Source organism: Bacillus pfraonensis (genome assembly GCF_050768835.1).
Taxonomy (GTDB): domain Bacteria; phylum Bacillota; class Bacilli; order Bacillales; family Bacillaceae_G; genus Bacillus_A; species Bacillus_A pfraonensis.
Genome location: NZ_JAHCDO010000024.1, coordinates 68,214 through 80,716 on the forward strand (window position 1 = coordinate 68,214; position 12,503 = coordinate 80,716).

The window sequence follows — 12,503 nt, forward strand, 5'->3', positions numbered from 1 at the left end:
ATTTCTTATGTTAGAAAGTATTTCTTTCTAATCTTTCTCATATTCCTTGCTCATTTTGAATGAATGCTAACAACTTTGCACACCCTTCTGTTACAAGGTCATATACTTCTTGAAAGTTCCCTGTAAAATAAGGGTCAGGAACATCCGTCCAGCCACCGCCTGGAACAAAATCGGACAGTCTACCAATATAGCCTCCAGCTTTACCTAAACTTTCTAAATCTGCTATATTCTTGTTGTCCATGGCAATAATATAATCAAACTTTGTTAAGTCTTCTTTTTCTACTTGCCGTGCTTTAATTCCTTCAAAAGAGACTTCATTTTCTGTTAAAATTTTTTGTGTTCCTTTATGAGGTGGATGACCAATATGCCAATCACCTGTCCCAGCAGAGTCAATTTGAATCTTATCTTCTAACCCTTCTCGTATGACAAGATCTCGAAAAATTGCTTCTGCCATAGGAGAACGGCAAATGTTCCCAAGACAAACAAACAATACTTGAATCATATTTGTTTCTTCCCTTCTTGGTGCTTTCTTATATACATATAGTATAAACAACCAATTATTAATTATAAAGGAAATACCTACTAATTTAATAGGATTGAAAAGTTGCATTAACGAAAATGATAAAAAATGTTAAGATAGCCTTATGTTATTTCAAAGGGGGACACTTCGGTGGATTTATCCGTAAAATCGAAAGAAAATGTTGAATATATGGTAGACGCAATTAAAGAAAAGTTACGCATGGTAAACGCTGGTGCAATGCGTGCCGAAAGCTTTAACGAAGAAATGTATGAGGATTTACGTGACATTTATGATCATGTAATGAAACGCGAAACATTTAGCATTAGTGAAATGCAAGCTATTACAGAAGAGTTGGGTATGTTAATTAAAAAATAATGAAGAGTCCCTTTGTACAAAGGGACTCTTCATTATTTTTTAACCGAGAAGCCCCGCTCTAAACGAAGTAAGGGCGGCGCTAGTCCAATTCTAACAAATTCATGACATCCTTTCGCTTCCCTACATTTATTTTCCAAATACTGTACAATAAAAAGAGAACTTCACCATAGACCTCACAACGAATACTCTCCACTTTACCATGGCTAACTGTGTTTACCGGAGGTGCTTATCGATGAACAATTGGTATAGTAAAACGAAAGATCAAACAATACTTGCACTTGAAACAAATGAACAACATGGTTTAACAGATGAAATGGTACAAAACCGCCTAACAAAATATGGCCGAAACGAACTCACGACGAAACAAAAGAGAACTTTATGGCAACGTATTTTTTCCCAAATTAATGATGTCCTCGTCTATGTTCTTTTAATTGCCGCTCTTATCTCTGCCTTTGTAGGTGAATGGGCCGATGCTAGCATTATTGCTCTCGTTGTTGTTTTAAACGCTGTAATTGGTGTCATTCAAGAATCGAAAGCAGAACAAGCGCTAGAAGCATTAAAAAAGATGGCCACGCCTAAAGCAATTGTAAAACGAGATGGGGAATTAAAAGAAATACCAGCCGAACAAGTCGTTCCAGGTGATATTGTTATGCTCGATGCAGGACGATATATTCCTTGCGACTTACGCCTTATCGAAACTGCAAATTTAAAAATTGAGGAGTCTGCATTAACAGGCGAATCTGTTCCTGTTGATAAAGATTCACTTTACCATCCTTCTCTTCAAGGCGAAGAACAAGTCCCACTAGGTGATCAAAAAAATATGGCCTTTATGTCCACTCTTGTTACATACGGACGAGGTGTTGGCGTTGCTGTTGAAACAGGAATGAAATCACAGATTGGAAAAATTGCTACTCTTTTGCATGAAACTGATGATGATGCAACACCACTTCAAAAAAGCTTAGCTCAAGTCGGAAAATATTTAGGATTTGTAGCTGTAGCAATTTGCATCATTATGTTCTGCATCGGATATTTCCAAGGACGAGACACACTAGAAATGTTTATGACTGCCATTAGTTTAGCCGTTGCTGCGATTCCAGAAGGATTACCCGCAATTGTTTCTATCGTTCTCGCAATCGGCGTACAGCGTATGATTAAACAAAACGTAATCATTCGAAAGCTTCCAGCTGTTGAAGCACTCGGTTCCGTTACAATTATTTGCTCAGATAAAACTGGTACATTAACACAAAACAAAATGACTGTTACTCATTTCTATAGTGATTGTACATACGACAAACTCGAAAATTTAAACGTAAATAATACAGTCCATCATTTGCTATTAGAAAATATGGTCCTATGTAATGACGCATCTTATACAGCTGAATCACAGACTGGTGATCCAACCGAAATTGCTCTTCTTGTTGCCGGTAACATTTTGGGTGTTCAAAAAGATACGTTAGAAAATCAACATAGACGTGTAAACGAATTGCCATTTGATTCCGAACGCAAAATGATGTCAACACTGCATGAGTACAATGAAAACTATTACAGCATGACAAAAGGCGCAATCGATAAACTTTTACCTCGTTGCACCCATATCTTTATAAATGGTAAAACTGAAATGTTAACTGATGCTTATAAAGAAAAAATATTAAAAGCGGCTCAAATGATGTCTCAACAAGCTTTACGTGTGCTATCATTTGCTTTCAAACAACATGCTACAGAAAGAATCACTAACGATTCTCTAGAGGAAAACCTTATATTTATAGGGCTTGTCGGTATGATTGATCCACCTCGAACAGAAGTGAGAGCATCTATTGCCGAATGTAAAAACGCAGGAATTCGTACTGTTATGATTACAGGAGATCATAAAGATACTGCTTTTGCCATCGCAAAAGAACTTGGTATTGCAGAAAAAGAATCTGAAGTCATGATTGGAACAACATTAGATCGTATTTCAGACGAAAAATTAGCAAATGAAATTAATCATTTAAATGTATTTGCACGTGTTTCTCCTGAGCATAAAGTTAAAATTGTCGGGGCACTACGTGCAAAAGGAAATATTGTTTCTATGACTGGGGATGGAGTCAATGATGCACCGTCTTTAAAACAAGCAGATATCGGAGTCGCAATGGGGATTACAGGGACAGACGTCGCTAAAGGTGCAGCTGACATGGTTTTAACAGACGATAACTTCTCATCTATTGTCAAAGCTGTTGAAGAAGGAAGAAATATTTATCGCAACATAAAAAAATCCATTCTTTTCTTACTCTCTTGCAACTTTGGAGAAATTATTGCACTATTTTTAGCTATTTTACTCGGATGGGCTACACCGCTTCGTCCGATTCACATTTTGTGGGTGAATTTAATTACAGATACACTTCCCGCTTTATCACTTGGGGTTGATCCAGAAGATCCAGATGTGATGAAAGAAAAGCCGCGCCGTACGAAAGAAAGCTTATTTAGTGGTAGCGTTTCTTTTCTTATTCTAAACGGGATCGTCATAGGGATCCTTACTTTAATCGCCTTTATTGTTGGAGCGAAATTATATACAGGAGATACAAATATCTTCCCACTGTTCCCATCTCAAATTGATGACGATGCATTACTACACGCTCAAACAATGGCGTTTGTCGTACTTAGTTTTTCACAGCTTGTTCATTCGTTCAACTTACGATCAAGCACAAAATCAATCTTTTCAATTGGAGTATTCACAAATAAATACTTAGTTTTCTCCCTACTTATCGGTATCTTGATGCAAATATGTATTATCTCGATCCCACCGATTGCTAATATATTTGGGGTACATGCCTTAACATTAAAAGATTGGGGATTTGTTATAGTACTAAGTATGATTCCGCTTGTTGTAAATGAGATTATAAAGGTGTTTAAGAGAAGTTAAAAGGCAATGAGGAATCTCCTCATTGCCTTTTTATTACCCTCGTAATTCTTTTTTAATATTCTCTGTAAGTTCTGCCATACGTTTACGACTTTCTTCACGTTCACGTTTATTTTGTTCTTCGATTTGCTGTGTTTCTTGCATACCTCTTGAAATGATATTCCATGTTTCTTCAAGTGTTTCCATTTTAATACTAGAAGAACCAGAAAGTCTTGCTACCTCAACACTTTGCGTTGCAATATTTTGTGCATTTTTCTTAAGTAGCTCATTCGTACGGCGATCAAGCTCAGCCATAGAATCCGCAACAAGCTTTTGGCGTTTTGCATTCACAGCTTGAATAATTCCATTTTTAAAAATAGGAATTGTTGTAATAAACGCTGTATTAATTTTACCAATTAATTTGTTATTACCACGCTGAATCATACGAATTTGTGGTGCTGTTAATAACGCAACCATACGAGCCTTCTCTAGATCATCAATACGTTGTTCTAAAATTTCAACAGAGTTTCTCAAAGATTCTAATTCAATACCTGCCAATTGATCATTATTTCGAACGCGCTCTTCATACATTGGAACTAGTTCTGTGTTTAGGCGCTCTAGTAACATTTCTCCTGCTACTACATATTTCTCTAAGTCTAAATAATATTTTAAATTCTGTTCATATAAACCATCTAACGTACCAATCGACTTTTTCATTTCATCTTGGTATTTTGTAATTTCCACATATACTTTGTCGATTTCACGCCCCATCGTTTGATACTTACTAAAGATTTGTTCAATCATTTTATCTGCTTTTTTAAACATACGGGAGAAAAATCCGCTTTTCTCTTCCGCAAAATCCTTACTATCAAACCTGTCCATGATTTTGCCAAGTTGTTTTAATAAGTCACCAGAATCTTCTATCTTTGATAAAGACATTGTATGTAAAATCTGATCCGCAAAACGTGAAATCTCCATAGAAGGTTCTTTACCAAGCTCAATTAGTTCCAGCTGATCTTTAATATCAACGGCATTATAAATACGTTGCACTTCAGCATCTTGTCTCAGCTGCATGCGAAGATCTTGTGCAGTTTGCTCATTTAATTCTGTTTTCGGATCTAGTACGATAGGATTATTATTCATATGTTATTTCTCCCCTTCTTTATAAAAATGGACGAAATAGTCCTTTTATTGTTTGAGATAAATTCTTATAGGCCGATGGACCATGAAATTCAAGATCAAAATTCACTTCTTCAAGCCAATGCGAATCGAATGCTCCTGCTTCAATATACTGTTCAATATCATTTCTTCCTGTCGGATTGAAGTGCAATACATCAATTCCAATTTGATTTAAGAACAGCAGTAAAACAGAATCAGAACGAGTTAATTCTCCGCTTTTCTCATTATTAAATATAACAATTTTTGGTACTTCTTGCGAATAATCAAATTTCTCAAGTAACTCTAAAATATGAGGTGGAATTTGGGACAGCTGCGCAAAAACATACAGTGCTACCTCTTGTTTCGTTTCTTTCCCCACAGGTTTACAAAGTTCACTTTCACACGTATGAATAATTGCCTCTGCGATTCCATGTTGTAGCCCTTCAGGTAAACGCTTGTGTGGCCACCAATGACTGTTCATGATTTGATCGGGATGTAGTTTCCCAGCACGGTCTAATGCATCTCGATAATGAAATTGGAAATTTGCTTTTTGTTCTTTTGTAAATGGAAATGTATTAATTAACAAGCTATTATCAAATGATGTGACCGCCTTTAATCGTTGGAAGTATTCTTTATCATTTTTTGAAACGCCTGATACTTTCGCAAATAAAGACGGAATATAGATATGTTTATTTTCCACAAAGAATGTTGGACGTACAAATGCCTTCTCTTTCGTAATTAAAAATAGTTCATCATATGTTGTTTTTAGCGTACGTGCCACAGGTGTATAAGTACGGAATTGCCACGGTTTGTATAATAAAGAATTATCATGGTGGAGTACTTGTTCAATTTCTTTCGATGCTTGGTAAGCAACCGTTGCGACACGTTCCCTGCGCCGATCTGGAAATGGTTCTAATGAAATGCGACTTGGATGAGAAATAACAAATGTCTTTTCTTCATCATCAACACTTTCAAAGCCATCTTTTCCTTCTGGATGATAATATAAAACATCACACCCGAGCATAATAAGAAAGTATAAGAAATAGATACGACTCTCCTTCGCATCCCCATACCAAACGATGCGAGGCATTTGTTTTTTATAATTAATTGTCGAAAACCACTTCGCTACGTAATTTTCGCTTAATTTAATGATATCAATTAAGAAACGTCGAAAACCTTCTGTTTTTAATGATTGATTATGTTGTTTCTCATATAATTTCAATATAGAGATAAATGTTGTATGTATATAATGTTGTAAATCTGGATTATCAACTTTAGGTAACAACTGTTTTCCTGATAAATGTGCAACAAGACGATTTACAGTAAGACCATTCGGTGCTTCTTGATGAAGCGTAAATACTTCTTGAATATGACGGAGCTTCTCAGAATTGATTACTTTATTCAAGTTTTGTTCATGCAGTACATGAATGCCTTTCGCTTCACTATAATCAAACAGTTCATTAAAATATTCATCTACATCGTTAGGAACACCAAGAATACGACAAGCTATGTAGCTAAATTTCATCTCATTCTCTGTTAATTCATACTGTGGGCGCTTTTCTAAAATCGTTTCAAATTGTTTTAAATCAGTTTCTTCTTTTAATGCATGTGGATGAAGTGTAAAACGCGAAAACACGACAGTTCACCTCCGAAAAACATTTACTTTTTTTAGAAATAATATCTTATCTCTTTTATTATAAACTATTTTAGGTTATAAAAAATGGGCGCTCGCATAACGAGCTAACCCATTTCAATTATTTATCTTCTTTCTTAGTAGCCGCAACCTCTTCGCGAGCTTGTCCAGAATTTCGCATATAATGCAAAATAAATGTCGCTCCAAATGCAACGACTAGAATAATAAAGAATACTGTATGACTAATGTGAATATCAACGACAGACAACAACATTTTCGTTGCGATGATTAAAATTAAAATATATGCTGTCGTTTCAAGCTCTGGAATACGTTCTAGTAATTTTAAAAATACACCAGCAATACCACGCATCATTAAAATACCAAGCATTCCACCTAATAGTAGAATCCAAACTTCATTGGAAACACCAAATGCTGCAAGAACGCTGTCTACTGAAAAGGCGATATCCATTAATTCAACCATGACAACTGTTCCCCAGAAAACACCAAATATTCTAAAGAGAATGCTGTTTTGATTCATACCATGAGCTTCTTCTTCTTCATTTTCACCTTTTTTCTTATCAATGAAGTACTTCACTGATAACCAAGCAAGGTAAAGTGCACCAAGAACCTTCACCCAAGCTAATTTAATTAAGAACATTCCGATTCCAATTGCGATAAAACGAAATACATAAGCTCCAATAAGTCCATAGAATAATGCTTTTTTACGTTTTTCCTCTGGTAAATGTTTTACCATTACCGCTAACACAAGTGCGTTATCGGCAGATAATAAACCTTCGAGTACAACAAGTGTACCGATTAACCCCCATGATACTGGATCTTGCAACACCTTAATCCACATGTCCAAATCAAAAAATTGGGCATACGTATCAAGAATGCCTTGTAAAATGCTCATCTTACTGTTGTCCCCTATTCTTTGCTAGATTTATAGAAAGGCGAAAAAAGGAAACGAAGTTCGTTTCCTTCTTATGCATCCAAGCCATACGCTCTTACAAGCGCACCTAATCCACCTTGGAATCCACTTCCTACTGCATTAAACTTCCACTGTCCATTATGACGGTATAATTCACAAAAGACAACTGCTGTCTCAATGGAGAAATCTTCCCCTAAATCAAAACGAAGAACTTCTTCATTTGTCTCTTCATTTGCTAGACGAACAAATGCATTTGCAACTTGTCCAAAGTTTTGATTGCGTCCTTCTGCATCATAAATCGTAACGGTAATTGCAATTCTGTGCACATCTGCTGGAACTTTCGCTAAATCTACAACAAGTTGCTCATCATCACCTTCGCCAGCACCAGTACGGTTATCACCTGTATGTAAAACCGATCCACAAGGAGATTGTAAGTTGTTATAGAAAATAAAATCTGTTTCTTTCGTACATTTTCCATTTGCATCTAATAAGAAAGCAGATGCATCTAAATCATAATCAGATCCGCCGTCATATGATTTAATATCCCATCCAAGACCGATAACTGCCTTGGTAAGACCTGGGCTTGTTTTACCTAAATCAATTTTCTGTCCTTTTTGTAATTGAATAACCATCTATATTCACCTCTTATACTATGATTCTAAAAATATATACATGAGTGAAGTACCTATTCACTCATGTATATTTTTCTCATTACTCTACATCTAAACCAAAGTTGTTACATAACGCACCTAATCCGCCTTGGAATCCACTTCCAATTGCATTGAACTTCCATTCACCAGCATGACGATATAATTCACCGACTACTACTGCTGTTTCAATAGAGAAGTCCTCCCCAAGGTCATAACGAATTAGCTCCGCGCCTTTTTCTTCATCTACAATACGTACGAAAGAATTAGATACTTGTCCGAAATTTTGGCTACGGCTTTCTCCATCATAAATTGTAATTGTGAAGCAAATACGTTCAATATGCGCTGGAACATTCTTTAAGTCCACCTTAATTGTTTCATCATCGCCTTCACCTTCACCGGTACGATTATCTCCTAAGTGCTCTACAGAACCGTTTGCACCCTTTGGATTGTTATAAAAAACAAAGTCTTCTGGACCTGATACTTTACCGTTTGCACCTACTAGGAAAATACTAACGTCTAAATCAAAATCATTTTGTCCATCATAACGATTTGTATCCCACCCAAGACCTACAAGAACGTTAGAAAGACCTGGATTTGTTTTTGTTAAATCTACCTTTTGTCCTTTTTTTAACGAAATCGATGCCATATATTATTCCTCCTTAAATTGTATTATTGATAACGTGATACAATCTCACTTAAATTTTTATCTTGTGTACCTTCTCCAACTGCAGAAAACTTCCATTCACTGCTATGACGATACATTTCACCTGCAACTAACGTTGTTTTCCCGCCGTAATTTTCCGACAAATTATAACGCGCTAATTCTTCACGTGTTTGCGGATTTTGAATCCGAATATACGCGTTCTGAATCATTCCAAAGTCTTGGCGACGATTCACGCAATCATAAATATTTACAACAAATACTAAACGATTAATACGGCTCGGAACTTTATGTAATTCTACGAAAATCGTTTCATCATCGCCAGCACCTTCACCTGTTAAATTATCACCTGAATGAATAACGCTTCCACAAGCAGATAGCTTATTACCAAAGTAAACAAGATCATTTTTATTTAAAAAACGATCATTTTCTAGCATAATCACAGATGCATCACAATCGATGTTTGGTTTGCTTCCAAATAACGAAGATAGAAACCCACCTGATTGTCCAATCGGATCCCATCCTAAGCCAACCTGCAATTTTGCTACTCTTGGTTGTCCCTTCGTTAAGTCAATCTTCTGTCCTTTTTCTAAAATAATAGGCATGAAGTTTCTTCCTTTCTACAAGGTACTTTCCAAATGGGAAAATATTGTATTCTTCTCTTATATTGTAGCATTATTTGTCGATTGAAAAAAAGAATAAATTTTCAATTATATGAAAACATTCACGTCATTTATTCATGAGGATGTAAGAAGTGGTAAATTGATCCAATCACACCCGCATGATTACGATTTTTCGCTAGTTTTATTTCACAATTTTGATAGATTCCTTGTTCCAAATATTTTTGCACCTCTTTTTTCACTTCTTCTAACAATACATTCCCACGCTCAGTAATACCACCGCCAATAATAATCGCTTGTGGATTAAAGATATACGCAAGATTACTAATTCCAATCGCTAAATGTTTAAAGAATACTTGAACTGCTTCAATGACTTCTTTATCCTTCTTATCGTATAACTCAAAAATTGTTTTTCCATTCCAGTTACCATCACCTTTATATTGCTTTACAAGACGGATTAACCCTGAAATAGATGCAATCTCTTCAAATCGTTTTCCTTCAATTAACATGTTCCCCCATTCACCAGCACTAAATGAATGTCCACGGTACAACACATGATTAATAACAATAGCACCACCAATTCCCGTTCCAAGGGTAAGCATAATAAAATTTTTCTTTTGCCTTCCCACTCCTTGCCATTTCTCTCCTAATGCTGCACAATTTACATCATTTTCAATTGAAACAGGGATCTTTAGCGTAGTTTGCAATCTATCAACAATAGGAGTTCCGGCATAGCGAGGAATATGATCTACGCCACCAGTTACCATTCCTTTATGTATATCAACAATTCCTGCTGTACTAATGCTAATTCCAGAAATATTATGCTTACTCATTAAATGTTGAGACAAACTGATAAGCTTTTGAACAATTTGTTCGCCACCTAAATGTGCCTCGGTAGAAACGATTTGATGTACTAGTACTGTTCCAAATTCTGAAACAACCCCATACTTAATTTGTGTACCCCCAATATCAAACGCAATATATTTTTTCATCCTGTCACTTCTTTCTAACGGTATGACCCTGTTCTGCTAAATTGATAAAATACAAGATCCCCCTCTACCTTAATAAGAGTTTACTAGCTTCACTGATTCTGTCTTCACATAAACACTATTATATGCTTTATTATCTGAAACGATTTCATAATATGAACCTTGCGGCGTATGAATCGTATTTTTAATCGCCACCATTATATTTCGAGACGTGGAACCATTTTGATTTCCAGCTAAATTTTTATACACCGCTGAACCTGTTTTCAAGGTTCCAAGTTGGTATTTATTTAAATCTTTACTTCCGTTCATTGCATCGATTCTATACATAAGCGATGCAATTTGTTGTCCCCAGTTTTCATCACTTGCATACATGACGTTCATGCCTTGTGCCTTATCACCTAAATTCCCACCATTATACGTGTTTCCACTTGGTGTTAAGTAATGTTTGTCGATGTACGCTGCACAAAAGTCAATGCCTTCTTCCCATGTTTTAAATCCAGTTGCTCCGTTATAAGGATCTGAGTCTACTGCTCTAAATCCAAATAAATTTTTCTTGTCTTGTGCAATACGACTTGTTCCCCAACCAGATTCTAAAATTGCATGTGATAATAAATATCCAGCATTCATCTTATACTTCTCTGCCGCACTTACAAAATATTTCCCTAATCCAATGAGAGGACTATTAGCATTAGATTTACGTAAGAAACTATCAATCTCTTCTCCTGTATACGTAGAAGTTACGCGCAATGGCACATATTCAAAGTATTGATAACTATCTTTTCCACCAATTTGTGTTTTATCAAATGCCTCGTATCGCTCACCTTCTTTCAAATGCTTCGGTGAATTGCCAACTTGATACGTTGCATATTTACCAGTAGAAGAGTTATACACATAGTGGTATAATTTTCCGTTTTTTGCTGAATAATAAGAAGTTGCTGCCCCTGTCATTGTCGGATGCAATGTTACATCATCTATATTCACATACCCTGTCAATCCATCAATTTTCACATGTATACGATCACCTACTGCTTTTACAAACTTTAAGTCTGCTCCACCTTTTACATACGTAAGCTTCTTCCCAGTCGTAATATCATAAATATAAATAACACCATTCGCTCGAACAAACCCTTGCTTCATATTCAAAACTTTACCGCCGCTTGTAATATAAGCATCTTCTTTCATATTTTGCATAATTTGCTCAGCTTCTACTTCATTTGGCTTTTGGATTTTTTGAGATGAAGTAACAATTTCATACGAAGAAGAACCTTGCTTCATTTTTAAAAATTGTAATGAGACATATCCTTCACCTCCGCTAAACCGAACTTTTGCCCAGCCACTCTCTTTAGCAACTATTGTAACAGTCTCTCCATTTTTCAAATGACCAATGATTGTAGTTCCTGTAGATGGACCTTGACGAACATTTAATAAAGACGCATTTACAACTGCTCGTTCTTCTATAACTTGTCCAGGAACAGTCGGATTTGTAGGATTTATTCCAATTTGAACAAACTCTAGCGAGATGTATCCTTCATTTCCTTTGTAATTAATCTTCGCCCAGCCATTTGCTTTTCCTAAAATCGTTACTTTTTCTCCGTTTTTCAAGTTTCCTAGTATCGCACTGCTTGTATTCGCTTGGCTTCTCACTCGCAAACTCGTTGCGGTAATTATTCCACCTTCTTGTGCTTCATTTGTGATGTTTCCTGGTTTCTCTTCTTGCTTACCAGATTCTAGTTTCACAAACTCTAGTGATATATAACCTTCATTTCCTTTATAACTAATCTTCGCCCAGCCGTTTGCTTTCCCTAAAATCGTTACTTTTTCTCCGTTTTTCAAGTTTCCTAGTATCGCACTGCTTGTATTCGCTTGGCTTCTCACTCGTAAACTTGTTGCGGTAATTATTCCACCTTCTTGTGCTTCATTTGTGATGTTTCCTGGTTTCTCTTCTTGCTTACCAGATTCTAGTTTCACAAACTCTAGTGATATATAACCTTCGTTTCCTTTATAACTAATCTTCGCCCAGCCGTTTGCTTTCCCTAAAATCGTTACTTTTTCTCCGTTTTTCAAGTTTCCTAGTATCGCACTGCTTGTATT

At 36.0% G+C, this 12,503-nt stretch carries 11 protein-coding genes; 2 read left to right on the plus strand and 9 right to left on the minus strand.

Annotated features, from left to right (window positions below):
* Window positions 1–37: 37 nt before the first annotated feature.
* Window positions 38–502 carry a low molecular weight protein-tyrosine-phosphatase gene (locus tag KFD70_RS21415; protein ID WP_336453291.1) on the minus strand — a complete coding sequence of 155 codons (465 nt, stop codon included), beginning with the start codon at window positions 500–502 and terminating at the stop codon, window positions 38–40.
* A 168-nt stretch (window positions 503–670) separates the two neighbouring features.
* Here KFD70_RS21415 and KFD70_RS21420 point away from each other — a divergent pair, with 168 nt between their 5' ends.
* Window positions 671–895 carry a DUF1128 domain-containing protein gene (locus KFD70_RS21420; RefSeq protein WP_336453290.1) on the plus strand — a complete coding sequence of 75 codons (225 nt, stop codon included), beginning with the start codon at window positions 671–673 and terminating at the stop codon, window positions 893–895.
* 232 nt (window positions 896–1,127) lie between these two features.
* Window positions 1,128–3,794 carry a cation-translocating P-type ATPase gene (locus tag KFD70_RS21425; RefSeq protein WP_336453289.1) on the plus strand — a complete coding sequence of 889 codons (2,667 nt, stop codon included), beginning with the start codon at window positions 1,128–1,130 and terminating at the stop codon, window positions 3,792–3,794.
* A gap of 33 nt (window positions 3,795–3,827) precedes the next feature.
* Here the strand turns inward: KFD70_RS21425 and KFD70_RS21430 are convergent, their stop codons facing one another.
* From KFD70_RS21430 to KFD70_RS21465, 8 genes are all read right to left on the minus strand, one after another.
* Window positions 3,828–4,913 carry a toxic anion resistance protein gene (locus KFD70_RS21430; RefSeq protein WP_336453288.1) on the minus strand — a complete coding sequence of 362 codons (1,086 nt, stop codon included), beginning with the start codon at window positions 4,911–4,913 and terminating at the stop codon, window positions 3,828–3,830.
* A gap of 19 nt (window positions 4,914–4,932) precedes the next feature.
* The gene (locus tag KFD70_RS21435) at window positions 4,933–6,564 is read right to left on the minus strand and encodes a YceG family protein (protein ID WP_336453287.1); all 1,632 of its coding nucleotides are present in this window, start codon (window positions 6,562–6,564) and stop codon (window positions 4,933–4,935) included.
* Window positions 6,565–6,682: 118 nt separating this feature from the next.
* A complete protein-coding gene (locus tag KFD70_RS21440) occupies window positions 6,683–7,474 on the minus strand; it encodes a TerC family protein (RefSeq protein ID WP_336453286.1) in 792 nt (263 codons plus the stop codon).
* 71 nt (window positions 7,475–7,545) lie between these two features.
* Entirely contained in the window at window positions 7,546–8,124 is a 579-nt protein-coding gene (locus KFD70_RS21445) for a TerD family protein (protein ID WP_336453285.1), read from the minus strand.
* A 79-nt stretch (window positions 8,125–8,203) separates the two neighbouring features.
* Window positions 8,204–8,788, minus strand: a complete 585-nt coding sequence (locus tag KFD70_RS21450) for a TerD family protein (protein ID WP_336453284.1) — start codon at window positions 8,786–8,788, stop codon at window positions 8,204–8,206.
* A gap of 23 nt (window positions 8,789–8,811) precedes the next feature.
* The gene (locus tag KFD70_RS21455) at window positions 8,812–9,408 is read right to left on the minus strand and encodes a TerD family protein (protein ID WP_336453283.1); all 597 of its coding nucleotides are present in this window, start codon (window positions 9,406–9,408) and stop codon (window positions 8,812–8,814) included.
* A gap of 128 nt (window positions 9,409–9,536) precedes the next feature.
* On the minus strand, window positions 9,537–10,415 hold the full coding sequence (locus tag KFD70_RS21460) for an ROK family protein (RefSeq protein ID WP_336453282.1): 879 nt from the start codon (window positions 10,413–10,415) through the stop codon (window positions 9,537–9,539).
* Between the two features lie 69 nt (window positions 10,416–10,484).
* Window positions 10,485–12,503: SH3 domain-containing protein (locus KFD70_RS21465; protein ID WP_431613312.1), on the minus strand; the 2,019-nt coding region annotated here is incomplete at its 5' end.